We start from the raw sequence: 23,071 nt of genomic DNA, 5'->3' as shown, positions 1-23,071 counted from the left end.
GGTCAGAACCGGGCGGGGTCGAACGGCTCCAGCTCGGGGCGGCGGGTGCCGTGGACCACGAGGTCGGACAGCGCGAGCGCGCTGCCCGCGGCGAGCGTGACGCCGAGCATCCCGTGGCCCGTGGTGACGAACGTGTTGTCGGTGCCGGGGAGCGCGCCGATGGCCGGCAGGCCGTCGGGCGTCATCGGGCGCATGCCGGCCTGCGGCCGCAGGGTCCCGGTCGGGGGCTTCCAGCCGCGCAGGTACGCCTGCGGGCCGCGCAGGATCGCCGCGACCCGGACGTCGTTGACCTTCTCGTCGAGGCCCGCGAACTCCATCGTCCCGGCGAGCCGCAGCCGGTCCGAGAAGGGGGTGATCGCGACCTTGACGTCGGAGAGGTTCGTCGCGCTGCGCAGGGGCAGCGGCTCGACGTCCACGCTGTAGCCCTTGCCGGGTCGCACGGGCAGCCGACGGCCGAAGAGGCCGGCCAGCTCACCGGTCCAGGCGCCGGCGGCGAGGACGAACCGGTCCCCCTGGTGCCGGCCGGACGCCGTCCGCACCGCCGCGACGGTGCGCCGTCCGCCGCTCTCCCGCACCTCGACCGACCCGACCGGCGCGTTCTCCACGATCCGGACGCCCATGTCGACGAGGCGCTTGTGCAACGCCTCGACGAACGCCCGCGGGTCGAGGTGCCGCTCCTGCGGGAAGAAGATGCCGCCGTGCACGGCGTCGGTGAGGAGCGGCTCGTGGGCACGGACGTCGTCCCCGACGAGCACCTGCGGGTCGAGGTCGTTCTCCCGCACGAGGTCGAGGTTGTGGACGTGATGGTCGAGGTTTGCCTTCTGCGTGAAGGCCATGAGCAGCCCGGCGGAACGCATCTCGAAGTCCATGCCGTCGGCGCGGTACTCGTCGAGCACCTGCGCGGTGCTCCGCGCGAGCCGCAGGTGCGCCGCGAACCCCGCCCGCTGGTCGCGGTCGTTGCAGCGGCGCCACATCCGCAGCATGAAACCGACGAAGCGCGGGTCGAGCGAGGGCCGGATGTAGACCGGGCTGTCCGGGCGGAGCATCCACTTGAGGGTCTGGACGACGACCTTCGGGCCGGGCACCGGCATCGACTCGGCGGGCACGAACCAGCCGGCGTTCACCGCGGACGCCCCGAGGCCGGTCCCCCGGGCGTCGAGGAGAGTGACGTCGGCGCCCTCCCGGGCGAGGTGGTAGGCGCTCGTCAGGCCGATCACGCCACCACCGACGACCACGACGTGCATGGCTCGTGCCTCCGCTCAGCACCGACCAGATTGTCTGACAATACCGGTGACAGTAGGGCGGCCACTGGCTAGGGTCAAGGGATGGCCGAGCCCGCCACGCCCGCCGCGGCACGCACCCCCGCCGGGACCCCGCGGCGCGACGCCGTCGTGACCCGGATCCGGCGGGCGATCGTCCTCGGCGAGCTCCGCCCCGGCGACAAGCTCCGCGAGGTGCACCTCGCGGCCCGGTTCGGCGTCAGCCGCCCGACCCTGCGCGAGGCGCTCAACCTCGTCGTGCAGGACGGGCTGCTCGTGCAGGAGCCCTACCGGGGCTTCAGCGTGACCCGGCTCGACGCGGGCGCCGTCCGGGACCTCGCGCGCACCCGCGTCCCGCTCGACCTCATCGCGGTCGGCGCGATCCTCGAGGACCCGACCGGACGGCGCATGCAGCTGGTCCGCGAGGCCTGGCACGAGTTCGACCGGCTCGCCTTCGACCCCGACCCGCTCGTCCAGCACGAGGCCCACGTCGCGTTCCACCGCGGGCTCTGGGCGGCGTCCGAGAACACGGCGCTCCTGCGCCTGTGGCCCGTCACCGAGGCGCTGAGCACCATCGCGCTCGCCCAGGAGCAGGCGGCCCGCGCCGACCCGCACCGCGCCCACGCCATGCACGCGCAGATCGTCGAGGCCGTCGCCGCCGGCGACCCGGCCGTCATCGAGGCCGTCCTGCGCCACCACATCATCGACAGCGCCGAGGAGTTCCTGCTCCTCGACAAGACGTGAGGAGGAACCCGTGCGCTTCAGCCGGTCGCTCAAGGTCGTCGGCGCCCACGCCGAGGGCGAGGTCGGCAACGTCATCGTCGGCGGCTTCGGCCAGGTACCCGGCGAGACGATGCTCGACAAGCGCAACCACCTGGCCGAGCACCGGGACTGGCTGCGCCGGATGATCCTCAGCGAGCCGCGCGGGCAGGTCGCGCGCAACGCGAACATCGTCCTGCCGAGCAACGACCCGGCCGCCGACGCCGGCTACGTGATCATGGAGTCGATCGAGTACCCGGTCATGTCGGGCAGCAACACCATCTGCGTCGCCACCGTGCTCCTCGAGACCGGCATGCTCGACGCCGTCGAGCCGGTGACGAACCTCGTGCTGGAGTCCCCCGCCGGTCTCATCCCCGTCGAGTGCCAGGTGCGCGACGGCAAGGTGACGAGCGTGCGCTTCACGAACCAGCCGGCGTTCGCGTACCACCTCGACGCCCCCGTCGAGGTCGAGGGCGTCGGCACCGTGACCGTCGACGTCGCCTGGGGCGGGATGGCCTACGTCATCGTCGACGCACGCACCTTCGGGTTCGCGATCACCCCGGACGAGGCCCGCGACATCTGCGCCCTCGGCGAGCGGATCAAGATCGCCGCCGCGGAGCAGCTGGCCGCGGTGCACCCGGAGAACCCGGACTTCCCGGGGATCACGATCTGCGAGCTCACCCTGCCGCCGGAGCGGGTGGACGGCGTCCTCACGGCGAAGAACACCGTCGTCGTCTCCCCCGGCCGGTGCGACCGCTCCCCGTGCGGCACCGGGACGTCGGCCCGGATGGCGGTCATGCACGCCCGCGGTGAGCTGGCCGTCGGCGAGCCCTTCGTGCACACCTCGATCATCGACTCCCGCTTCGAGTGCCGGATCGAGTCCACGACCACGGTCGGCGGCGTCCCGGCCGTCGTGCCGTCGATCGCCGGGCAGGCCTGGATCACCGACCTCACGACGCTCGTCCTCGACCCCACCGACCCGTACCAGAACGGCTACCGGCTCACCGACACCTGGCCCGTGGGGCTCTCGGTCTGACCCTTCGGCGGGGCGCGGCGGGGCACCGCCGTGCCACGATCGCGGGGTGACGCGCGCGCTGAGCTTCGGGGCGGTGGCGGCCCGGTACGAACGCTTCCGGCCCGGCTACCCGGCCCGGGTCGTGGACGTCGTCCTCGCCCACGCGCGCCGTCCGGTCCGGACGGCGCTCGAGATCGGCGCCGGGACCGGCAAGGCGACCCGGGCCTTCGCCGCGCGGGGCGTCGCCGTCACGGCGACCGACCCCGACGCCTCGATGCTGCGGGTGCTCCGGGCACACGTGCCGGCGGACGTCGCCACCGTCCGGTCCGCCTTCGAGGACCTGCCCCGGACGAACACCTACGACCTCGTCTTCGCGGCCGCGTCCCTGCACTGGACGGACCCGGTCGACCGGTGGGCCCGGGTCGCCGCACTGCTCGGACCGGACGGCGTCTTCGCCTCGTTCGGCGGCCCGACCCACCTCGTCGACCCGTCGCTCGCGGCTGCCGTCCACGCCGCCCGCGCCCCCTTCCTCGCCGACGACGACATCCCCTCCCCCGACGGGACGCCCCCGGACCACGCGGTGCAGTGGCCCGGGACGGAGCTCGAGCGGTCGCCGTGGTTCACCGACGTCCGGCAGGAGGTCGTCGAGCGGCACCTGATGCTGCCGGCGAGCGACTACGTCGGGCTCCTCTCGACGGTGTCGGCGTACCTGCAGCTGCCGGCCGAGGACCGGCAGCTGGCGCTGGACGCGATCCTGCGGACGTTGCCGGAGCAGGTCGAGGTCTCGGCCGACGTCACCGTGCACCTGGCCCGCCGGGCGGCGAACGGGTGACGGACGTCGTCGAGGCGGCCGTCACGGAGGCCCGGCGCCGGCAGGCCGCTTCCGACCGGGACGTCTCGGCCGCGGTCGAGCACTTCGCCGGGACGGTCCGGGAGACGTGCGCCCGCTGGGGGCTGACCGCCGAGGGCTGGCTGGACGGCGGCGCCGGGATGCCGACGCTGGCCGTCGTCGCCGAAGGCGGGCAGCGCGCGGTCCTGAAGATCGCCGAGCCGGGCGACCAGGACGTCGCCGCGCGGATCATGACGGCGGCCCGCGGCCGCGGCTACGCGCGGGTCCTGGACTGGGACGCCAGCCGCGGAGCCCTTCTCCTCGAACGCCTGGGGCCCATGCTGTCGGCCCGGGCCCGGACGCTGCACGAGCAGGGACCGGTCGTCGTGGCACTCCTCCAGCAGGCCTGGCAGGTCCCGCTGGACAGCGGACGTCCGTTCGAGGGCAAGGCCTCGGGGCTGCTGTCGATCCTCGCCGACCTCGGACCGCGCTACGGCGCCGCGTACGGCGACCTGCTCCGGCAGGCGACGCTGCAGGCGGAACGGCTCGCCGCGACGGAACGCCCCGAGGTCGTCTGCCACGGCGACCCGCACGCGAACAACGTCCTCCGGCGCGGCGAGGGCTGGGCCCTCATCGACCCCGACGGGTTCGTCGGCGAGCGCAGCTACGACGTCGCGGTGGTCGTCCGCGACGCGTGCACCGAGCTGGCGGCCGCCGAGGCGGCCTCCGCCGGGTCGGCGACGACGGTGCTGCGCAACGAGTGCCGGCGGCTCGCCCGGTCCGCGGGCGTCGACCCGGAACGGGTGTGGGCCTGGGCGTACGTCGAGCGCGTCACGTCGGGGCTCTACCTGCGATGGCACGGATACACCGACCACGGGACGCAGTTCCTCGACGTGGCAACGCTTCTCGAACCGTGATCGACCGGCCGCCGTCGCACCCACGGATACCGTGTCCCGCATGACGTCGTCGCCGCCGTCCTCGGAGCCCGTGATCCTCGCGTACCCGTTCCGAGGTCGGTGGCGCACGCGGAACAGCCCTGCACGACGGGTCCCGAGCCATGGCACGCACCTCATGGGGACGACGTACGCGATCGACTTCGTCCCGGTCGACGAGCACGGGCGGTCCGGGCCGCGGGGCTGGCGCGCGGCGTTCGCCACCGAGGCGCCGGAACGCTTCCACGGCTTCGGCCGACCGGTCCTCGCGCCGCTGGACGGGACGGTCGTCGCCGTCCTCGACGGCGAACCGGACCACGAGGCCCGCCGGTCCCAGCTGACGTTGGTCGCCTACATGCTCACCCAGGCCCGGCGGGTCCGCGGCGGGCCGGCCGCGATCGCCGGCAACCACGTCGTCATCGCCCGGACGACGCAGGGACCGTACGTCCTCCTCGCCCACCTGCGGCGGGGATCCGTCGCGGTGCGCGTCGGCGACCGGGTCCCGCGGGGCGCGGTGGTCGGTGCCTGCGGCAACTCGGGCAACAGCACCCAGCCGCACGTCCACGTCCAGGTCACCGACACGACGCGGTGGGACACCGCGCGGGGCCTCCCGATCGCGTTCTCCGGTCCCGACGGCCGGGCCACGGTCCCGCGCGAGTCGGAGATCGTCTCGGTCTGACCCGTGCGGACCGTCGGCGGTCGTGCCGAAGGGCGCCGACGCGTCAGTCGTCGGCCAGCGCGGCGAAGTCCCGCTTGGCCTGCCGGTACCAGCCCATGCCGGCGATGGGCCGCTTCCACCGGTCCTTCATCGCCTTGAGCGCCTCGGCGTGCGCAGCGTCGCCCGCGGCGACGACCTCGTTGAGGTGCCGGTCCTGCGCCTTGATCGCCTCGTCGGCGGTGCTCGTGCGGTGCCCGTGGTCGCACGGTCCGCCGAGCTGGCGGCAGGTCATGGTCTTCGTGGGCTTCATGGTCTTCATGGTCGTCTCCTCGTGTCGTTCGCCGGCCCCGCGGGGCGGCAGCCTGTCGCTGCCACGGCAACCGTAGGAGCGGCGCCACGACGGGCGCTTCTTCGATCCTGACCAGTTGACGCCCGAGGACCGGGCTATCCGCGCGAGGCGCCGTCCCCGGGCGGATGCACCCCCGCCGGCCGACGCCGACGCGCGAACAGCCTGCCGAGGACGACGAGGCCGATCCCGACCCACAGCGAGTTCAGCGCGACCGACGCCCAGACCCGGCCGCCGGCCGCGGCGATGCCGAGGAAGAGCGAGCCGAGCACGTTGACCCACTGGAACGCCGGCCCTTCGCCGTCGACCCGTCCGGTCGACACGAGCCAGTAGCCGAGCGTCAGGAGGACCGCACCGACCCAGCCGATGGCCTGGGCGACGTCGTTGAGGCTCACGCGCCCGGGACCTCGGCGCGCATGACCCAGCGCCACTTGGCGATCCGGCGGTCGCGGACGAAGCCGAACTGCTCGTAGAGCGCCTCCGGGCCGGTGTGCAGGTAGGCGCCCCGCTGCGGCGGCCGGTCCTCCGTCTGCTCCGGGTAGGCCTCGACGACGCCGCCGCCCGCGAGGCGGATGGCGTCGAGCGCGGCCGCCACGGCCGCCCGGGCGACACCCTGGCCCCGGTGCTTGCCGGCCGTGAAGATGCAGCCGATCCGCCAGGTCGGCAGGTCGGCGTCCGCGCCGTCGTACGCCTTGCGGTTCTTGATGTTCGGCAGCTCCGCCGGGGTGCCGTACTGGCACCAGCCGATGCACTCGTCGGCGGCGTAGACCAGCACCTGCCGCACGGTGCCGGCCATGACGTGCGCGCGTTTGGCCTCCCGGTTGCCGGCGGCACCAACCGCGGAGAAGCCCTCGGGGTGGAACCCCATGCACCAGCACCCGCCCCACACACCGTTGTGCGCCTCGACGAGGGCGGCGAAGTCCTCCCACGTCTGCGACGTGAGCGGCTTGGTCGTGTAGTCCATCGCCCGACGCTAGCGCCCCGGGCGCGCGACCCGGGGCAGGCGGATCAGGACTCGTCGTCGAAGATCCAGCCGGAGCGCATGCCCGGTTCGCGACCCGGCTCGATGTAGTACTCGTCGCCGAACATCGCGGTGAACGCCTCCTGCGGCAGCGAGAGCATCATGCCGACGTCCGTGGTCTGGCTGGCGTGCGCCTGCAGGGCCGCCCGCTTGCGCTCGAGCTGGGGCAGGACGTCGACCCGCAGGTTGATCTCGGCCTCCGGGGTGCCGATCGGGTTGCCGTCGTCGCCGGGGCCGTCCGGGTCCCAGTCCGCGGTCTCCATCCCGGCCGCCTGCGCCATCCGGAACATCGCGCGCATGGCGTCCCGGTTCATCGTCACCTCGAGGAGCCGCGGACGGCGGGCGGCGAGCTCGACGGCCCGCCGCACCACGCGGTGCACCATGACGTGGTCGGGGTGGCCGTACCCGCCGTGCCAGTCGTAGCCGGTGACGACGTCCGCGTCCTCGGAGTCCAGGACGGCGGCCAGCGACCGGGCGGCCTCGTCGACGTCCGCGTTCATGAACGCCCGGGGGGCCGAGTTCTGCTCCCAGCCGGTCATCCCCGAGTCGGCGTAGCCGAGCCAGGCGATCCGGGCCACCCCGAGCACCTTGGCCGACGCGGCGACCTCCTCGCGCCGGTGCTCGGCGACGGTCCGGCCGTCGGCGAGGTCCTCGGGCGCGGAGCCGTGGTCGCCGTCGGTCGCGACGACGAGGACGACGCGGTGGCCCTCGTCGGCGGCGCGGGCCATGGACCCCGCGGTGCCGCTGGCCTCGTCGTCGGGGTGGGCGTGGACGAAGACGATGGTGGACATCACGCCATCATGACGCAGCCGCCCGAGCAGGTGTCAGGCGCCCGGCTTCGGGTGCGCGAGCAGGAAGTCGAGGACGTCCTCGCCGAACGCGGGAAGGAACGTGGGCACGTGGCGGCCGTCGCGGACGGTCCACAGCTGCACCGACGTGCCGCGTGCGCAGCCCACGTACACCTGCACCCCGGTCTCGGCCCCGGCCAGCCGGGTGCTGCCGCGCAGGTCGGCACGGTCGACGACGTCGACGTCGGACTCGCGCGACGGGGCCGGGTCGCACGCGTCGAGGGTCGCCCAGTCCTTGACGGTCCGCGCCGCCGGGGGCACCTCGTCACCCTGGATCTGCCCGCCCTCGTACGGCACGAGCTCGTCGTCCGTGCCGTGCACCTGGAGCACGCTCACGGGCGCGGCCGGCGTGCAGTCGGCCCGGTCGGCGTGCATCGCGCCGGCGACCGACACGACGGCGGCCACCCGGTCGGCGTGGTCGCAGGCCATCCGGTACGCCATGAACCCGCCGTTGGAGTGACCCATGACGTAGATCCGCCGCGGGTCGATCGGGTACTCCCGTGCCAGGGTGTCGATCAGGCCGAGCAGGTAGCCGGAGTCGTCCACGCCGGTGTCGAACAGGTCGCAGCAGGCATCGGTCGCGTTCCAGAACTGGGCACCGCGCCCGTCGACGGTGCCGTTCGGCCGGACGTAGAGGATCCCTGCCGCCGCAGCCCGTTCCCGGAGCCCGAAGTACAGGTCGACCTCGGCGCTGTTCGACGTGTAGCCGTGCAGAAGGAGCAGCAGCGGCATCGGCCCGCGACGGTTGCCGCCCGAGGGGACCGAGATGTCGGGTGGCCTGCGGTCCGCGGCGGACGCTGTCCCCGACATGGCAGCCGACGGCGATGCGGACGACGACGCGGGCGACGTGCTCCCGGCCGCCGGAGTCGTCGACGACACGGTCGTCGGTCGGGCCGCAGGCGGCTCCTGCCCTCCCGTGCTGCACGCGCCGGCGAGCAGCAGGGCGACGAGGGCCGCGACGGGCGGCAGCAGTCGGGTGACGGGCCGGAGCGCGGACATCCGTCCAGCATGCCGGACATCGGCTCGGGGCCACGGGGCGAGGCCGCTGCGGCACCTGGCCGAGAGGGTCGTCGTCACTCCCCCGCGACGTCCGCGCGCGGCCGGGTGGAGAGCCAGGCCCACAGCACGAGCAGTGGCTGGAAGAGCAGCCGGACGGCGCGCTTGGTGTCCGTGTCGAGCCCGAACGCGTCGCGGTGCTCGGTGAGCTGGGCGATGTTCCCGGGGAAGACCGCGACGAAGAAGAGCGCGAGCAGCAGGCCGACGCGGGCACGCCACGGCTGCTTCCAGACGGTGAGCATCGCGGCGCCGAAACCGATCTCGACGACGCCCGAGAGCAGGACGACGAGGTCGGGGTCCGCAGGGAACCACGACGGCACCTGGGCCCGGAACTCCTCGCGCTGGTAGGTCAGGTGCCCCGTCCCGGCGACGAGCATCGCCGCACCGAGGGCGACCTGGGCGACGGCGCGGCCACGGGTCCGCGAGGTGATCTTGGTCGTCATCGGGCCACCGTAGGCGCTGTGCCGCACGTCCACGACCCGACCCGGTCGGGCCGTGCATCGGTCAGCGGGTCCGTGCCCCGGCGGCCGCGCACCTCAGCGCGGCGCGACCCGGAACACCGGCCAGCCGATCTCGGTCCGCCAGGCCAAGGGGTCCGCCGTGTCCCGTGGCCCGACGAGGTACGTCTCCCGCACCGGTCCCGCCACCGCGAGCGCGTTGGCGACCACCCACGCGCCGAGCACGCCGTAGGTGACGTCGATGTCGTCGTGGTCGCCGGGGTGGGTGGTGACGGCGAGCTCGACGGCCGGCAGGGTTAGCGGCCGGACGCGGCCGCTGCGGGGCGGGTCGGCGGTCGGCCGGTAGACGAGCACGTGACCGCTGCCCTCTTCGAACAGGGCGTTGTCGTAGAGCCCGCCGGGGACACCGGTCGGCTCCTTCACCGCGGCGTCCAGCTCCGCCATCGCCCCGGCGTACCAGGCGATGACCTCGTCGTGCGTGACGTCGTCCTCGACCGCTGCGACCGTGGCCGCCGGGACCGCGCGCAGCTCCACCTCCGCCGGGGCCGGGTCCGGGCGGAGCAGCCGCTGCAGTGACGCCACCGCGGCGCGGGTCCGGTCCAGCTGCGCCTCGAGCCGCTGCAAGTGGTCGGCGACGAGCGCGGCCCGGGTGTGCGGATCGGGCGACCGCAGGATGCGCCGGACGTCGGGCAGCGGGACGTCGAGCTCACGCAGGCGGTGGATGACCTGGGCGGTCGGGATCTGGTCCGCGCTGTAGGAGCGGTAGCCCGTCGCGTCGTCCACGTCCGCCGGCTCGAGCAGGCCCGCCTCGTGGTAGCGGCGGAGGGTGCGGACGCTGAGGTGGGTCAGCCGCGAGAACTCACCGATCGCCAGCACCCGCCCAGGATGCACCCTCTCCCCGGGGGAGACTCCAGCACTTGACCGTCCCCCACGGGGAGGCGGCACCGTTCGGTGCATGACCGAACCGACCAGCATCCGCCCCGACCAGCTCCCTGCCACGATCCGGGACTACCTGGCAGCGCACCAGGCCCGTGACACCGACGCCGCGCTCGGCGCCTTCACTCCCACCGCTGTGGTCATCGACGACGGCACGACCTACCGAGGGACCGACGAGATCCGCGGGTTCCTGTCGAAGGCCGGCGCCGAGTTCACGTACACCACCACGCTCGTCGCCGCCGAACGCGTCGACGACACCCACTGGGTGGCCGCCCACCGGCTGGAGGGCGACTTCCCCGGCGGTGTCGTCGTGCTCCGGTACCGGTTCGCCCTGGACGGCGACCGCGTCGCGGAGCTCGTCATCGCGCCGTGACGACGCGCCCCGGTACATGGCCGACGGGGCGGCGCTGTCTCCGACAGCAGCGATGAGCTTGCCTCACCGCCCTGGTCCGATCCGGGTGAAGCCAACTGCCTCGACCACGGAGTGATCATGGCGTCCAACGTCTCCGAGAGCGACGACGTGCCCGGACCGGCCACGGGAGCACCGCCGGCCGGCGCCGGAACGACCTTGCCGGAAGCCATGACCGGCAGGGCGAGCCCGGCGAAGGCCGCGGTCGGCGACAAGCCGGTCTTCGCCTACATCGCCGGCCTCCCGCAACCCCAGCGCGGCATCGCCGAAGCCGTCGACGCCCTGGCGGCCGAGACACTCCCCCACCTCCAGCGCTCGGTGAAGTGGGGAATGGCGTACTACGGCGTGGGTGACGGGTGGTGCTTCAGCTGCGGCGGCTTCGCCGGCCACGTGAAGCTCATGTTCATCAACGGCGCGACCCTCGAGCCGGTGCCTCCGGTGACACCGGTGGGAATGGGCAGGGCGACACGCGGCGTCGAGCTCGCGTCCGTCGACGACCTCGACGCACGGCAGGTCGCGGACTGGATGAGACAGATCGCGTCCGTGCCGGGCGTCGGCAAGAGGAAGAGGTGAAGGGGGTACCCGCGACCGGTACCTTGCCGCGCATGCCCATCAAGCTCGAGAACGTCGGCATCGCCGTCCGGGACCTCGAGGCGGCGATCGCGTTCTTCACCGATCTCGGCCTGACCGTCCTGGGCCGGGACGAGGTGAGCGGGGACTGGACCGACACCGCCGTCGGCCTCGACGGCAACCACGCCAGGATCGCGATGCTCCAGACGCCGGACGGCAACGGGCGCCTCGAGCTCTTCGAGTACATCCACCCCGAGGCGATCGAGACCGAACCCACGCGCCCCAACGAGATCGGCATGCACCGCGTCGCCTTCTCGGTCGACGACATCGACGAGGCTCTCGCGATCGCGGCGCGGCACGGCTGCCACCCGCTGCGCGGGGTGGCGACCTACGAGGACATCTACAGGCTCACCTACGTCCGCGGCCCCAGCGGCATCATCGTCATGCTCGCCCAGGAGCTGACGAGGAGCTGACAGGTCGTCCGGGCACCGACGGCTGAGCGGATGCACCGGCGGCCCGGCCGGGGGGGTCGGTCCGGGCTGCCCCTGGGACCTCTGCCTCTGGCCCGGGCGGGGCCGGCGGCTGATCTTGGTGGAAGGGCGTCGACGCACGTCGCTCGCAGGAGACCGCCGCAGCGACGGCGTCCGGCTCGCCCGGTCGTCGATCGGAGGCGCGATGTCCACGACCAGGAACGTGAAGCTGCTGCTGCCCCTCATCGGCTGGTGCGCCGTCCTCCCTCTTGCCCTCCTGGCGCTGCTGCGCACTCCTCTGGAGGCCGGCCTGGCCGCGGCGCTCGTCGGTGGCCTCGCGAGCGCCGCCGGGGTGTGGTCACGGACGCTGCGCCACCTCGTTCCGTTGACGGCCGCGACGAGCGCCGTGAGCTGGGGAGCGGCTGTCGCCCTGGCGGCGTGGCTGGTCCCCGGGCCGTGGTTGGTGGTGGGCCTGCCTGCGGCGGTGGTGGCCGCCCTGCTCCCGTTGCGTCTGCTCGGCGCTCCCCGGTTCGCGAACAACCCGCTCGCACGCACCCAGCAGCCGTGGCTGGTCGTCGTGCACACGGCGCGCCTCGGCGGCGACCTGATGACGACCGCCGTCCTCGCCACCGCGAGCACGGCGGTGGCCCTGGCGCTGTGCGGGTACCCCTGGGCGGCGACGGCCGGGGGCGTCTTCGTCGTGACCGTTCTGGCCTTCGGCTGGGTGAGCTTCAGCCGCGCCACCGCCCAGGTCGAGCGCGGTGTCCCGCGTCGCGTCGCGGCGGTGGTCGTCGACGGCAGGCCTCCGGAGCACGGCGAGCTGACCGGGACGTGGCCGGCGGAGTCGCCCGAGTACCGCGACGTCGAAGGGACGCTCGCGCGCTACCGGCCCCATGTCGAGGACGCCGCGCGTCAGGGCGCCGAGGTGATCGTGCTCCCCGAGGTCAGCTTCGTCGCCGACGACGCGGCGGCTGCGGAGCGGTGGTGCGGGGGCGTCGAGGAGTGGGCCCGCGCGCTCGACGTGACGATCGTCGCCCCCTACTTCGACATGGCGACGCCACGGAACACGTTGGCGGTCATCGACAAGACCGGTGTGGTCGCCCACCACGACAAGCAGCATCCCGCCCGCGGGGCCGAGCCGCCGTGCCTCAGGAAGATGGAGGTGGGCCCGCACCGGTTGGCCGACGGAACAGCGCTGTCGACGGCCATCTGCGTCGACCTCGACTACTCCGACACCGCTCGCTCGGCCCGGCGGGCCCACGCCCTCCTCGCGGCGCCCTCGAACGACTGGCCCGGCGGGTTCGAGGTCCTCCACCACAGGAGCGCCGTGTGGGCTGCGGTCATGGGCGGCGTCCCGGTGGTCCGGGCGACCGGGCAGGGAATCTCCTCGGTCTACGACGCTGCCGGCCACGTCCTCGAGCAGCGGAGGAGTGCCGGCGGGCCGGTCGTGCTCGTGGCCGACGTGCGCGGGTGACGCCACCACCGACCGCACCAGCCAGCCGGCTCGGCCGAGCACGACACCGGACGCCACCGATCCGCACTCACTCGGTGGATCCGGACTGAACCCGGGTGCCCTTCGCGTAGTCGAGGTCGAGGCGGCGACCGCCGAACTCGACGGTCACCCGGTCGCCGCTGCCGTCCGTCCGGGCGTACGGGGCGGGGACGCGGCCGTAGGGGACGGCGATCGGGCTCCCGTCGGCGGTGCACCCGGCCTCGGTGGACGCCGTCAGCGTCCGGCGCGGTGCGGCGTACGTCAGCGTCGTCCCGTCGAACGAGACGCGTGCTGCCCGCACCCGCTCGGCGAACGCTGCGAAGGTCTCGGCGCGGGTGGACGACGCCTCGACCACCCACCAGGTACGGCGGCCGTCCTGCACCACCTCCTCGTCGGAGGTCCGGCGCAGCGCGGTGGCACCGGTGACCGCGACGAGTACGGTCCCGCGTTGCAGGAGCAGCCGGTTGCCCGCGAGCTCGACCCGGTCGAAGCGGGCGAAGGGGACGCGCAGATGGGTGTACTCGAGCACAGCGGACCGCCCGCGCCCGGAGTGGTCGGGCAGGTCGTAGACGGAGAGACTGACGCCCTCGCTCTGGCAGGAGACCGGTAGGTACCCGTCGCCCGTCCAGTAGCCGGGTGAGCTGCCGTTCGGCGACGGCTCACCGGGGCGGACGGCCGGATGGTTGTGGAACAGGCTCAGCCCGCGGTCGAGGGTGAGCTGGACGACGGCTTCCTGGTTGCCGAAGGCCCCCGGCTGGTAGTCCTGGGTCGTCGACATCGCGTAGTCGGCCGTGCGGTAGCCGTAGACGTCCGCCCGCTGCAGCGCTGTCCCGTTGGTGGGCAGGTCGAGCCGGCGGCTGATCAGCGGCAGGGCGCCGACGGCGCGCAAGGCCCGGTAGTCCAGCTGCCGGAACGCCGACAGGTAGGGGTTCGCCAGCAGACCGTGGGCGCGGATCCAGTCGACGGAGGTGTCGACCGCCTCCGGGTTGGTGAAGGCCTCCATGCCCCACTGCGCCATGATCCGGCGCTCGGCCGTGGTGAGGGAGGCGTCTGCATCGAGGTCGGCCAGGTTGCGCCCCGCCGTGCTGGTGATCGCCGTCGCGGTCGGGTCACCGGCGATCGCAGCCAGCACCGGTGGCGTGCGATAGCTGCTGAGCAGGAAGTTGATGTCGATCGCGTCCGAGGCGCTCGCGACGTCGGCCCCCTCGAAGGCGTGCCGCAGGATGCGACGGATCGCGTCGTCCCCGGTCGTGCGGTTGTTCTCGTACAGGCGCCCGGAGGCGCTGATGAACTCGCCGCGGAAGGCACGGCTCGCCACGTCCAGCAGCAGCCTGTCGAGCACCATGGTGGCTCGGCCGCGGAGGTCCCCGTCGCCCGCGAAGTCGACGAGGTCGCTGAGCGCCGCGACGTCCTCGGCGTAGTAGTGCGAGTTCCACTCCGAGAACCCGTAGCGCCACCGCTGTGCCAACCAGAAGAGCAGCCGGTCCCTGGCTTCCTCGTGGTGCGCGCGGCCGGTGCGGCCGTCCCGGAACCTGTCGTCGGGATACAGCTGCCCGGCGAGATACTCGGCCGTCGCGAACAGGACCTGGTGGTTCTCGCTCCAGTAGACCAGGCCGTTCGTTCCCGGTTCGGTCATCCAGTACCGCATCCCGAGCAGCGTCGACCGCAGTGCCTCGTCGGCGTCCGGCGCGAGCCTATCGGGGTACCCGAGGCGCAGCCGGAGCAGGGTCACCAGCCGGAAGTCGGCGCCGTCGTTCTCCCCCCGCACGAACGCGACGGCCTGCGCCAGGTCGGCCCCCGTCACCGTGCGCCCGACGGCGGCCCGCTTCAGTGCCCGGACCTCACCGGTGTCCGTAGCGTTCGCGACCCGCGAGCGGACGACGCTGATCGAGTCGTGGTAGCGGATGTCCCCGATCGTCACCCACCCGACGACGGCGACCAGCGCCAGGACCACCGGCCCGACGACGAGTGCCGCCCGCCGCCGACGGCGCCGGCGCTTCTCCCGTGCCCTCACGATCGACCCCCGCCCGCGGCGTGGACAACAGGCGGCATGCTAGCGATCGGTCCGCCGGTGCTATCCGTAGGTGCCCTGCTGCCCGGCGACACGGAAGAGGCCGCATCGGGCGCCGGCCCGTGGGCTTGCGTGCCTTACTGACGCCCGCGCCGAGTCCCGCTCGAGGCTCAGACGGCGACGACGTCGACCAGGTCCTCCAGCCCTTTCAGGTCCTCCGCGTTGCGGGTGTACAGCGTCGCCGAGTGCGCGTGGGCGGTGGCCGCGACCAGCAGATCCATGACCCGCCCCCGAGGCTGCCGTCCCTGGTTCACGACTCTGGCCGCCAGCCGACCGTAGCTGTCGGCCACGGCCTCGTCGACCGGCAGCGGGTCGAACCGCTTCTGAAGCCCGACGAGCCGGGCCAGGCGGACGGCGCGAGTGTCCTCGGACTGGGCGACGAGGACGCCGTAGTGCAACTCGGCGAGGCTGATGACGCTGATCGCGAGTTCACCAGGGATCGGTTGGACGTCAGCGGCGATGAGGACGCTCGTGTCGAGGACGCCCCGGCTCACCGGTCTGCCCACGGGTCGCGCGGAGCATCGTCGAGCCGATCGCGGTCCGCTTCCCAATCCGGGTCCGCGTTCTCACCGAACAGGTCCGCCAGGTCTGCCCAACGACGCCACGCCCGAGGAGCGATCGGCCCGATCACGGCCGCAGGACGGCCGGCGACAGTGATCGTCACCTGCTCACCCGCCTCGGCACGACGGACGAGATCGCTGGCGTTCTGTCGCATCTCCCGCAGCCCCACCTCTGCCATAACGGCCAATGTAGCACCTGTGCTACCTCGTGGACGGGTACGGCTGCGGCCCTCGAGCTCGCCGCTGCCGCGACGAGGGAACGACAGAGGTCGGCGACAGCGAGTCGTCGGCCAGCGGCCCGACACGGCCAGCCCCACGACGGTCCAGGGCACCGGCTCCGGCGGTTCGTCCATCGCGCGCCCCAGCATCCGCACGAGGACGCGCCGCGCTTCCTGCAACGTCGAGATCAAGCCTCGACCCTTGACCGTGATGCCAAGGGGCATCACTCACGTCGGCCGCATACCCCCCTGCGCCGCAGCGCCTGCCGGGTCGAGGAACGCGAGTACGCCTCAGTCAGCGACACCATGTCCGGCCGCGACCTAGGCCAATGTCCGGTCGCGACGGCGGTGGGACACCAAGACAGGCCAACCGGCTGACGATGGGAAGTACACCCGCGCTTCGTCGATGTAGTGCTGGCCGGCGACGCGGAAGAGGCCGCCTCCCCGGCCTAGGGAAGCGGCCTCTGACCTGCGACTTTGCAGTCGGGATGACAGGATTTGAACCTGCGACCCCTTGACCCCCAGTCAAGTGCGCTACCAAGCTGCGCCACATCCCGGTCACCTGTCGGGCCGCCCTTGCGGGGCGATCCGGCTTCAGGATGCTACCCCATCGGCGGGGTCAGACTCACACCGGTAACGGCTCCCCGGGTCCGCGACGGCGGCGTCCGACACCGCTGTCCGGCGGCGCCGGAGGCGCGGCAGCGAGGCGCGGCTAGGGTCGGGGGCGTGCCGGGGACGCGACCGACGAGGGCCGAGCTCGAGGCGGCGTACGACCGGGCCGTCGACGACCTCGTGGGACCTGGGTTGCGGGTGCTGCTCGTCGGGATCAACCCGTCGCTGTGGGCCGGGTGGTCGGGGCTGCACTTCGGGCGGCCGTCGAACCGGTTGTGGCAGACGCTCTTCGAGGCAGGGCTGACGTCGCGCAGGCTGCAGCCCGAGGACGCCGCGGAGCTGCTCGCCTCGGGCATCGGCATCACGAACTTCGTCAACCGGGCGACGGCGCGGGCGGACGAGCTGGACGACGACGAGATCCGGGCCGGGGTCCCGCGGCTCGAGGCGCTCGTCGAGCGGTGGCGGCCGCCGCACGTCGCGGTGCTCGGCGTCACGGCGTACCGGGTCGCGTTCGGGCGGCCGAAGGCGCGGGTCGGGCCGCAGGACGAGACGCTCGGCGGGGCCCGGCTGTGGGTGCTGCCGAACCCGTCGGGGCTCAACGCGCACTACCAGCAGCCCGACCTCACCGCCGAGTACGCCCGGCTCGCGGCCGCCGTCCGGTGATCGCGGCCGAAACCCGCCGCTGATACTCGCGGCAGGTACCGGAATCGGCGCCAGAAGGGCTCGAAACCGGTACCGACCGCGAGCATGAGCGGTGGGGCGGGGGCTACTTCTTGCGCTTCTCGCGCGGGCGCACCGAGACCTCGATCGGCGTCCCGACGAAGCCGAACTCCTCGCGCAGGCGGCGCTCGACGAACCGGCGGTAGCCGGCCTCGAGGAAGCCCGTGGTGAAGAGCACGAACCGCGGCGGCTTCGTCGAGGCCTGGGTCCCGAAGAGGATTCGGGGCTGCTTGCCGCCGCGGACCGGGTGCGGGTGCGCCGACACGATCTCGGCGAGCACCGAGTTGAGCCGGCTCGTCGGCACCCGCAGCTCCCACGACGCGAGCGCGGTGTCGATCGCCGGCACGAGCCGGTTGGTGTGCCACTTCGTCAGCGCCGAGAAGTTGATCCGGGGGGCCCACTGCACCTGCACGAGGTCCACCTCGTGCTCGCGCTCGAGGTAGCGGCGGCGCTCCTCGTCGACGAGGTCCCATTTGTTGTACGCGAGGACGACGGCCCGGCCGGCGTCGACGACCATCTGGATGACCCGGGTGTCCTGCTCGGTGAGCGGCTCGGACGCGTCGAGGAGGACGACGGCCACCTCGGCCTTCTCCAGCGCGCCCTGGGTGCGCAGCGACGCGTAGAAGTCCGCGCCCTCCGACTGCCGCACCTTGCGCCGGATGCCCGCCGTGTCGACGAACTTCCAGGCCCGGCCGGACAGCTCGATGATCTCGTCGACCGGGTCGCGGGTCGTCCCGGCGACCGAGTCGACGACGACCCGCTGCGACCCGGCGAGCGCGTTGAGCAGGCTCGACTTGCCGACGTTCGGGCGGCCGACCAGGGCCACCCGGCGCTGCCCCGGCGTGTTCGGGCCGCCGACCGCGGACACCGGCGGCAGCACCGCCATGCACGCGTCGAGCAGGTCGCCGCTCCCCCGGCCGTGGACGGCCGACACCGGGTACGGCTCCCCCAGCCCGAGGTTCCACAGCACCGAGGCGTCCGCCTCCCCGCGCTGGTCGTCGACCTTGTTCGCGGCGAGGACGACGGGCTTGCCCGCACGCCGCAGCAGCTTGACGACGGCCTCGTCGGTCGCGGTCGCGCCGACGGTCGCGTCGACGACGAACATCACGGCGTCGGCGAGGCCGATGGCGATCTCGGCCTGCTCGGCGACCCGGGCGTCGATGCCGTTGACCTGGCGCTCCCAGCCGCCGGTGTCGACGACGACGAACCGGCGGCCGGCCCACTCGGCCTCGTAGGTCACGCGGTCGCGGGTCACCCCGGGGACGTCCTCGACGACGGCCTCGCGGCGGCCGATGATCCGGTTGACGAGCGTCGACTTGCCGACGTTCGGCCGGCCGACGACGGCGAGCACCGGCAGCGGCGCGGAGCCGTCGCCGTCCGCGTCTTCGTCCCCCCGGCCCTCGAGCAGGGCGAGGTCCTCGTCGGAGAGCGCGTACTCCGACAGCCCCACCCGCAGGGCGCGGGCGACGTCCGGCCCGCCGTCCGCGGTCGGCGCGTTCGGCGCGTTCGGCGCGTCAGACGAGGCGGGCGCGGTCTCGGCGGCCGCGACACCGACGGCTGCGCTGCCGTCGGTCTGCGTGGTCGGGTCGTGGTCGGTCACAGGTGCTCCCCTCGGGCGACCTGCTCGGGGGACCATCCGAGGTCCTCCGGCAGGCTCTGTCCGGTCAGTTCGACGGCGCGGGTGACGTGCTCGGCGAGCGCGTCCCGCACCGATGCGGTGGCGTGTGCGAGTGCGGTGCGGCCGGGGACGCCGTCCGGCGCCGCCACCGCGAGCGGCGGGCCGAAGACGACGTCGAGCCGGCGGCGGGGCCGCGGCAGGTGGTTCGTACCCTCACCGGTCCGCCGCACCCCGAGGCAGGCGGCCGGGACGACGGGTGCACCGGAGCGCAGCGCGAGCCAGGCCACCCCCTGCTGGACGGCGGCGACGTCGCCGCGTCCACGGGTCCCCTCGGGGAACATCCCGAGCACCCCGTGCGATTCCAGGACGCCGAGTGCGGCCGTCAGCGCGGCCCGGTCCCCGGTGTGCCGCTCGACGGGGATCATCCCCGCCCGGCGCATGATCGCGCCGAGGAGGCCGCGGAACGCCTCGGCCTTGACGAGGCAGACCGTCCAGCGCGGGCTCGCGGCGATGAGCAGCGGTCCGTCGAGCAGGGCGCTGTGGTTGCTCGCGAGGATCACCGGGCCCTGCGGCGGGACGTTCTCGGCCCCGTGGACCCGGACGGGCCAGACGGCCCCGAACAGCAGAGCCGCGATGGGACGGGCCCACCACGGCGGGTTCACGACGCGGTCCCGCTCCGACCGCCTGCGCCCGTGAGCGTGCCCTCGAGGTCGACGGTCAGGGTGTCCGGCTCGCCGTCGACCCGTGCCGCGGCGACGAGGTCAGCGACCACCGAGCCGGACGACGCGGCTTTTCCCGGCGTCCCCTCCACGGTCTCGAGGACGACGTCGAGGACGGCCCCGACGGTCTCCTCGAAGGTCAGGTCGGAGGAGTCGAGGTGCAGGACGCCGTCGGCGGCCTCGTGGAAGCTCGACACGGTCGAGTCGTCGGCGTCCCGGCGGAGCACCTGGTCGCGGGTCGCGGCGAGTGCGGTCTCGTCGTCCGAGCCGTGCACCTCGCGGGCGCGGCGGGCGAGCCGGGCGCGCTCGTCGGCGGTGAGCAGGATGCGGACGTCGGCGTCGGGTGCGACGACCGTCGTGATGTCGCGGCCCTCGGCGACGACGCCGCCGCGACCGTCCCGCTCGGCCTCGATGATCTCGCGCTGGCGGCGGCGCAGCTCGGCGCGGACGTCGAGGTTGGTCGCCACGGCGCTCACGGCCGCGGAGATCCGGGTCTCCCGGATCGCGGCGGTGACGTCGGTGCCCGCGACGGTCACGGTGGGGGTGTCCGGGTCGGTGCCGACGACGAGGTCGACGGCGCGGGCCCGGTCGGCGACCGCCGCGGCGTCCGTGAGCTCGATGCCGGCGTCGAGGATCGACCAGCAGACCGCGCGGTACATGGCACCGGTGTCGAGGTAGCCGACGCCGAGCCGGCGGGCCACCTCCCGCGAGACGCTCGACTTGCCGGACCCGGAGGGCCCGTCGACGGCGACGACGAACGGACGGCGCGACGCGGCGGCGTCAGGTGCGGGCACGTCGAGGAACCCTTCCGGGAGGCGATCGGGTGTCGTACAAGTCGTGGAGGCCGGTGACGGCCCCGTCCAAGGGTAGTCGCTGCGCGACGTCCCCCCTGCCGCGTGACGCCCGGACGGCGCAGACGCACCTGCCGTCAGGCGACGACCTTCCACCCCGCGGCGTCGAGCGCCGCCTCGAGCCGCTCCCGGACGGCGGGCAGCACCGACACCTCGACGAGGCCGACGGCCCGGCCCGGGGCGTGCTCGAGAGCGAGCTCCTCGACGTTGACGCCGGCGTCGCCGATGTCGGCGAACAGCCGGGCGAGCGAGCCCGGGGCGTCGGGGACGACGACCGTCACGACCGCGTACCGGGTCGCCTGGCCGCCGTGCTTGCCGGGGATCCGCTCGCGGCCGACGTTGCCGTCGGCGACGACCTTCGCGACCGCGGCCCGGGCGCCCAGGGCGGGCGGGGCGCCGTCGCCGGGGCCGCCCTCGGCGGCGATGGACGCCAGCCCGGCGATGACACCGTCGAGGTCGGCGCGCAGCGCGGTGAGCACGTCGAGCACGGGCGCCGCGTTCGCCGAGAGGATCTGGGCCCAGAGCAGCGGGTCGCTGCCCGCGATCCGGGTCACGTCGCGCAAGCCCTGGCCGGCGAGGCCGACGGCGCCCTCGGGGGCGGTGCGCAGGCGGGCCGCGACGAGGCTCGCGGCGACCTGCGGCACGTGCGAGACGACGGCGACCGAGGCGTCGTGCTCCTCGGCACCCATGACGACCGGGGTCGCCCCGAGCGCGAGGGCGAGCCGGCGCACGAGGTCGACGCGGTCGCCGTCCGCCTTCTCCCCCGCGCAGACGACCCACGGCCGCCCGATGAACAGGTCGCCGCGGGCGGCGACCGGGCCGGAGCGCTCCCGGCCGGCCATCGGGTGGCCGCCGACGTAGCGCGACAGGTCCCCGCCGCGGGCCGCGACCTCGGCGAGGATCCCTGACTTGACGCTCGCGACGTCCGTGACGGTCGCCGCCGGGTGCGCGGCGAGCTCGGCGAGGACGACGTCCGCGGTGACGTCGGGCGGGGCCGCGACGACCACGAGGCCGACGTCCGCGCCGTCGCCGCCGGCGGCTGCCGTGCCGGCCCCCAGGTCACGGGCCAGCGCGAGCGCCGTCGGCGAGGGGTCGGACAGCAGGACGCGCGCGCCGCCGGACGCCAGGCCCAGGCCGACGCTCGTGCCGAGCAGACCGGTCCCGACGACCTTGACGGTCGGCAGGCCGGCGGCGACGGCGGCGTCGAGGCTCACGCCGGGTCGCCGTCCCGGTCGCCGGCGCGCTCGACGTCGACGACCGGCGGGACGTCGGCGCGCAGCACCTGGGTGCCGTGGAGGTACACGTTGACGATGTCGGCACGCGGACGGTCGGTCTCCACGTGCGCGAGGAGCCGGACGACGAGCGGCATGCCGCCCTCGACGTACATCTCCTGCGCGCAGATGAGCGCGACCTCGTGGAAGCCGAGCTGACGGGCGGCGAGGGCGGGGGCGACGCTGACGATGTCCCGGGTCGCGGTGAAGACGATGCTCACGACGTCGTCCTGGGCCAGGCCGTTCTCCGCCATGACCTTCTCGACGAGCTCACGGCTGGCGGCGAGGACGACCTCGCGGTCGTCCGCCGTCACCTGTGTCGCCCCGCGCACGGCCCGCAGTGCCACCGTGTCCTCCTTCGTCCGGAAAACCGCAGGTCACGTGCCCGCAGCCGGATCCACGCTAGCCGGACCGTCCACCACCCGGACAGCAGGTCCGGATGGCGGAACCGCGGGCCTAGAGCCCCACGGCCTCCATGAGGGAGGCGATCTCGCCCTTGTTGAGGACCCGGCTGCGACCCGTGCGCAGGTCGCCGAGCCGGATCGGGCCGACCTTGACCCGGACGAGCTGCTCGACGGGGTGCCCGACGGCGGCCATGAGCCGGCGGACGATCCGGTTGCGGCCGTCGTGCAGGGTGACCTCGAGGAGCGCCTTGCCCGGGCGGGCGTCGACGACCTTGAACGAGTCGACCGAGGCGATGCCGTCGTCGAGCTCGACACCGGTCATGAGCTGCTTGCCGACGTCCCGCTCGACCTTGCCGGCGACCTCGACGAGGTACGTCTTGGGCACCTCGTAGCTCGGGTGCGTGAGCCGGTTCGCGAGCTCGCCGTCGTTCGTGAGCAGGATGAGGCCCTCGGTGTCGACGTCGAGCCGGCCGACGTGGAACAGCCGCTCCTCGCGGTCGACCATGAAGTCGCCGAGGGTGAGCCGGTCGTCGCCCTGGCCGAGCGTCATCGACGACAGCACCCCGACCGGCTTGTTGAAGGCCACGTAGATGAGGGTCTCGTCGAGCTGGATCCGCAGACCGTCGACGTGCACGGACTGGCTCTTCGGGTCGATCCGGACGCCGAGCTCGGTGACGACGTGACCGTCGACCTGCACCCGGCCCGCCTCGATGAGCTCCTCGCAGCGGCGGCGGGAGCCGACACCGGCCTGCGCGAGCACCTTCTGCAGGCGGATGCCGCCCTCGACGTGGACGTCGACGGTCTCCTTCGGCGGCACGGGCCCGCGGCGCGGCGGCTGCCCGACCGGGCGGCCCTGGACGGCGCCCGTGCGGGTCGTCGGCCGGCCGCGGCCGCGCTCGCCGGGGACCTTCGGGGTCGTGCCGCGGCTCGGCGACGCGCTCGGGGTCGCGCTGGGGCCCTTGCGGTGCC

26 protein-coding genes, 1 tRNA gene and 1 pseudogene are annotated in these 23,071 nt (G+C 73.8%); 10 read left to right on the top strand and 18 right to left on the bottom strand.

The features are described from left to right. Positions 1–2: 2 nt before the first annotated feature. Positions 3–1,244 (bottom strand): FAD-binding oxidoreductase, encoded by a 1,242-nt coding sequence (locus ECOMGDLI_RS20435; RefSeq protein ID WP_088318731.1) that lies wholly within the window; start codon positions 1,242–1,244, stop codon positions 3–5. Positions 1,245–1,325: 81 nt separating this feature from the next. Here ECOMGDLI_RS20435 and ECOMGDLI_RS20430 point away from each other — a divergent pair, with 81 nt between their 5' ends. Genes ECOMGDLI_RS20430 through ECOMGDLI_RS20410 form a run of 5 tightly spaced genes read left to right on the top strand, consistent with a single transcriptional unit; the run spans position 1,326 to position 5,473 of the window. Next, positions 1,326–2,003: a GntR family transcriptional regulator gene (locus ECOMGDLI_RS20430; RefSeq protein ID WP_088318730.1), complete on the top strand. Its 678-nt coding sequence runs from the start codon at positions 1,326–1,328 to the stop codon at positions 2,001–2,003. Between the two features lie 10 nt (positions 2,004–2,013). Then, on the top strand, positions 2,014–3,054 hold the full coding sequence (locus ECOMGDLI_RS20425) for a proline racemase family protein (protein WP_088318729.1): 1,041 nt from the start codon (positions 2,014–2,016) through the stop codon (positions 3,052–3,054). Positions 3,055–3,100: 46 nt separating this feature from the next. Then, the gene (locus ECOMGDLI_RS20420; protein WP_088318728.1) at positions 3,101–3,865 is read left to right on the top strand and encodes a trans-aconitate 2-methyltransferase; all 765 of its coding nucleotides are present in this window, start codon (positions 3,101–3,103) and stop codon (positions 3,863–3,865) included. Beyond that, positions 3,862–4,779, top strand: coding sequence for an aminoglycoside phosphotransferase family protein (locus ECOMGDLI_RS20415; protein WP_088318727.1), 918 nt, complete (start codon positions 3,862–3,864; stop codon positions 4,777–4,779). The genes ECOMGDLI_RS20420 and ECOMGDLI_RS20415 overlap by 4 nt, the downstream gene beginning before the upstream one ends. Positions 4,780–4,819: 40 nt before the next feature. Continuing rightward, positions 4,820–5,473 (top strand): M23 family metallopeptidase, encoded by a 654-nt coding sequence (locus ECOMGDLI_RS20410; RefSeq protein WP_088318726.1) that lies wholly within the window; start codon positions 4,820–4,822, stop codon positions 5,471–5,473. A gap of 43 nt (positions 5,474–5,516) precedes the next feature. On the opposite strand, the gene ECOMGDLI_RS20405 is transcribed toward ECOMGDLI_RS20410, so the two are convergent. The 7 genes from ECOMGDLI_RS20405 to ECOMGDLI_RS20375 form a co-directional block, all read right to left on the bottom strand. Next, complete coding sequence (locus ECOMGDLI_RS20405) at positions 5,517–5,771, bottom strand: hypothetical protein (protein ID WP_198955042.1); 255 nt, start codon at positions 5,769–5,771, stop codon at positions 5,517–5,519. A 125-nt stretch (positions 5,772–5,896) separates the two neighbouring features. Further along, entirely contained in the window at positions 5,897–6,193 is a 297-nt protein-coding gene (locus tag ECOMGDLI_RS20400; RefSeq protein ID WP_088318725.1) for a hypothetical protein, read from the bottom strand. Beyond that, the gene (locus ECOMGDLI_RS20395) at positions 6,190–6,762 is read right to left on the bottom strand and encodes a GNAT family N-acetyltransferase (RefSeq protein ID WP_088318724.1); all 573 of its coding nucleotides are present in this window, start codon (positions 6,760–6,762) and stop codon (positions 6,190–6,192) included. Before ECOMGDLI_RS20395 ends, ECOMGDLI_RS20400 begins: the two co-directional genes overlap by 4 nt. A 44-nt stretch (positions 6,763–6,806) precedes the next feature. After that, positions 6,807–7,610, bottom strand: a complete 804-nt coding sequence (locus ECOMGDLI_RS20390; RefSeq protein WP_088318723.1) for a PIG-L deacetylase family protein — start codon at positions 7,608–7,610, stop codon at positions 6,807–6,809. A 33-nt stretch (positions 7,611–7,643) separates the two neighbouring features. Then, a complete protein-coding gene (locus ECOMGDLI_RS20385; RefSeq protein ID WP_088318722.1) occupies positions 7,644–8,666 on the bottom strand; it encodes a PHB depolymerase family esterase in 1,023 nt (340 codons plus the stop codon). Positions 8,667–8,740: 74 nt separating this feature from the next. Further along, complete coding sequence (locus ECOMGDLI_RS20380; RefSeq protein ID WP_088318734.1) at positions 8,741–9,166, bottom strand: hypothetical protein; 426 nt, start codon at positions 9,164–9,166, stop codon at positions 8,741–8,743. Between the two features lie 93 nt (positions 9,167–9,259). Further along, positions 9,260–10,057, bottom strand: coding sequence for a MerR family transcriptional regulator (locus ECOMGDLI_RS20375; RefSeq protein ID WP_088318721.1), 798 nt, complete (start codon positions 10,055–10,057; stop codon positions 9,260–9,262). A gap of 79 nt (positions 10,058–10,136) precedes the next feature. On the opposite strand from ECOMGDLI_RS20375, the gene ECOMGDLI_RS20370 reads away from it, so the two are divergent. The 4 genes from ECOMGDLI_RS20370 to ECOMGDLI_RS20355 all read left to right on the top strand — a co-directional run bounded on the left by ECOMGDLI_RS20370 (position 10,137) and on the right by ECOMGDLI_RS20355 (position 13,040). Next, a complete protein-coding gene (locus ECOMGDLI_RS20370; RefSeq protein ID WP_088318720.1) occupies positions 10,137–10,490 on the top strand; it encodes a nuclear transport factor 2 family protein in 354 nt (117 codons plus the stop codon). Positions 10,491–10,607: 117 nt separating this feature from the next. After that, positions 10,608–11,099, top strand: coding sequence for a DUF1801 domain-containing protein (locus tag ECOMGDLI_RS20365; protein ID WP_198955041.1), 492 nt, complete (start codon positions 10,608–10,610; stop codon positions 11,097–11,099). A gap of 32 nt (positions 11,100–11,131) precedes the next feature. Next, positions 11,132–11,569, top strand: coding sequence for a VOC family protein (locus ECOMGDLI_RS20360; RefSeq protein ID WP_088318719.1), 438 nt, complete (start codon positions 11,132–11,134; stop codon positions 11,567–11,569). 202 nt (positions 11,570–11,771) lie between these two features. After that, a complete protein-coding gene (locus tag ECOMGDLI_RS20355; protein ID WP_143447818.1) occupies positions 11,772–13,040 on the top strand; it encodes a carbon-nitrogen hydrolase family protein in 1,269 nt (422 codons plus the stop codon). 67 nt (positions 13,041–13,107) lie between these two features. Here the strand turns inward: ECOMGDLI_RS20355 and ECOMGDLI_RS20350 are convergent, their stop codons facing one another. The 4 genes from ECOMGDLI_RS20350 to ECOMGDLI_RS20335 all read right to left on the bottom strand — a co-directional run bounded on the left by ECOMGDLI_RS20350 (position 13,108) and on the right by ECOMGDLI_RS20335 (position 16,464). Further along, positions 13,108–15,072, bottom strand: a complete 1,965-nt coding sequence (locus ECOMGDLI_RS20350) for a hypothetical protein (RefSeq protein ID WP_143447817.1) — start codon at positions 15,070–15,072, stop codon at positions 13,108–13,110. Positions 15,073–15,239: 167 nt separating this feature from the next. Next, positions 15,240–15,623 (bottom strand): PIN domain-containing protein, encoded by a 384-nt coding sequence (locus ECOMGDLI_RS20345; protein WP_088318716.1) that lies wholly within the window; start codon positions 15,621–15,623, stop codon positions 15,240–15,242. After that, positions 15,620–15,868 carry a type II toxin-antitoxin system Phd/YefM family antitoxin gene (locus ECOMGDLI_RS20340; RefSeq protein ID WP_088318715.1) on the bottom strand — a complete coding sequence of 83 codons (249 nt, stop codon included), beginning with the start codon at positions 15,866–15,868 and terminating at the stop codon, positions 15,620–15,622. Before ECOMGDLI_RS20340 ends, ECOMGDLI_RS20345 begins: the two co-directional genes overlap by 4 nt. 522 nt (positions 15,869–16,390) lie before the next feature. Next, a tRNA-Pro gene (locus ECOMGDLI_RS20335) sits at positions 16,391–16,464 on the bottom strand. A 169-nt stretch (positions 16,465–16,633) separates the two neighbouring features. Between ECOMGDLI_RS20335 and mug the strand changes: the two genes are divergently transcribed. Continuing rightward, entirely contained in the window at positions 16,634–17,182 is a 549-nt protein-coding gene (mug, locus tag ECOMGDLI_RS20330) for a G/U mismatch-specific DNA glycosylase (protein ID WP_158221081.1), read from the top strand. Positions 17,183–17,285: 103 nt separating this feature from the next. Here mug and der read toward each other — a convergent pair whose 3' ends face one another. From der to ECOMGDLI_RS20300, 6 genes and pseudogenes are all read right to left on the bottom strand, one after another. Further along, the gene (gene der / locus ECOMGDLI_RS20325) at positions 17,286–18,875 is read right to left on the bottom strand and encodes a ribosome biogenesis GTPase Der (protein ID WP_088318713.1); all 1,590 of its coding nucleotides are present in this window, start codon (positions 18,873–18,875) and stop codon (positions 17,286–17,288) included. Further along, positions 18,836–19,519, bottom strand: coding sequence for a 1-acyl-sn-glycerol-3-phosphate acyltransferase (locus ECOMGDLI_RS20320; RefSeq protein ID WP_088318712.1), 684 nt, complete (start codon positions 19,517–19,519; stop codon positions 18,836–18,838). Before ECOMGDLI_RS20320 ends, der begins: the two co-directional genes overlap by 40 nt. 158 nt (positions 19,520–19,677) lie before the next feature. Then, positions 19,678–20,370: pseudogene (gene cmk / locus ECOMGDLI_RS20315) on the bottom strand ((d)CMP kinase); the annotation flags it as partial. Positions 20,371–20,504: 134 nt separating this feature from the next. Next, positions 20,505–21,641 (bottom strand): prephenate dehydrogenase, encoded by a 1,137-nt coding sequence (locus tag ECOMGDLI_RS20310; RefSeq protein WP_088318710.1) that lies wholly within the window; start codon positions 21,639–21,641, stop codon positions 20,505–20,507. Then, the gene (aroH, locus tag ECOMGDLI_RS20305; RefSeq protein ID WP_088318709.1) at positions 21,638–22,045 is read right to left on the bottom strand and encodes a chorismate mutase; all 408 of its coding nucleotides are present in this window, start codon (positions 22,043–22,045) and stop codon (positions 21,638–21,640) included. Before aroH ends, ECOMGDLI_RS20310 begins: the two co-directional genes overlap by 4 nt. 109 nt (positions 22,046–22,154) lie before the next feature. After that, positions 22,155–23,071, bottom strand: a 917-nt coding sequence (locus ECOMGDLI_RS20300) for a pseudouridine synthase (RefSeq protein WP_255396008.1), incomplete at its 5' end; no start/stop codon positions are given.

The sequence above is a fragment of the Kineosporia sp. R_H_3 genome, from assembly GCF_002198675.1.
In the GTDB taxonomy this organism is placed as follows: Bacteria; Actinomycetota; Actinomycetes; order Actinomycetales; family Kineosporiaceae; genus R-H-3.
This window is presented reverse-complemented; position numbering and strand designations above follow the sequence as displayed.

What these genes read in the sequence shown, in the direction of transcription:
- ECOMGDLI_RS20435 (WP_088318731.1), bottom strand. Translation starts at nt 1,244, where the DNA reads ATGCACGTCGTGGTCGTCGGTGGTGGCGTGATCGGCCTGACGAGCGCC.
- ECOMGDLI_RS20430 (WP_088318730.1), top strand. Translation starts at nt 1,326, where the DNA reads ATGGCCGAGCCCGCCACGCCCGCCGCGGCACGCACCCCCGCCGGGACC.
- ECOMGDLI_RS20410 (WP_088318726.1), top strand. Translation starts at nt 4,820, where the DNA reads ATGACGTCGTCGCCGCCGTCCTCGGAGCCCGTGATCCTCGCGTACCCG.
- ECOMGDLI_RS20405 (WP_198955042.1), bottom strand. Translation starts at nt 5,771, where the DNA reads ATGAAGACCATGAAGCCCACGAAGACCATGACCTGCCGCCAGCTCGGC.
- ECOMGDLI_RS20395 (WP_088318724.1), bottom strand. Translation starts at nt 6,762, where the DNA reads ATGGACTACACGACCAAGCCGCTCACGTCGCAGACGTGGGAGGACTTC.
- ECOMGDLI_RS20390 (WP_088318723.1), bottom strand. Translation starts at nt 7,610, where the DNA reads ATGTCCACCATCGTCTTCGTCCACGCCCACCCCGACGACGAGGCCAGC.
- ECOMGDLI_RS20385 (WP_088318722.1), bottom strand. Translation starts at nt 8,666, where the DNA reads ATGTCCGCGCTCCGGCCCGTCACCCGACTGCTGCCGCCCGTCGCGGCC.
- ECOMGDLI_RS20380 (WP_088318734.1), bottom strand. Translation starts at nt 9,166, where the DNA reads ATGACGACCAAGATCACCTCGCGGACCCGTGGCCGCGCCGTCGCCCAG.
- ECOMGDLI_RS20370 (WP_088318720.1), top strand. Translation starts at nt 10,137, where the DNA reads ATGACCGAACCGACCAGCATCCGCCCCGACCAGCTCCCTGCCACGATC.
- ECOMGDLI_RS20365 (WP_198955041.1), top strand. Translation starts at nt 10,608, where the DNA reads ATGGCGTCCAACGTCTCCGAGAGCGACGACGTGCCCGGACCGGCCACG.
- ECOMGDLI_RS20360 (WP_088318719.1), top strand. Translation starts at nt 11,132, where the DNA reads ATGCCCATCAAGCTCGAGAACGTCGGCATCGCCGTCCGGGACCTCGAG.
- ECOMGDLI_RS20355 (WP_143447818.1), top strand. Translation starts at nt 11,772, where the DNA reads ATGTCCACGACCAGGAACGTGAAGCTGCTGCTGCCCCTCATCGGCTGG.
- ECOMGDLI_RS20340 (WP_088318715.1), bottom strand. Translation starts at nt 15,868, where the DNA reads ATGGCAGAGGTGGGGCTGCGGGAGATGCGACAGAACGCCAGCGATCTC.
- der (WP_088318713.1), bottom strand. Translation starts at nt 18,875, where the DNA reads ATGGTCCCCCGAGCAGGTCGCCCGAGGGGAGCACCTGTGACCGACCAC.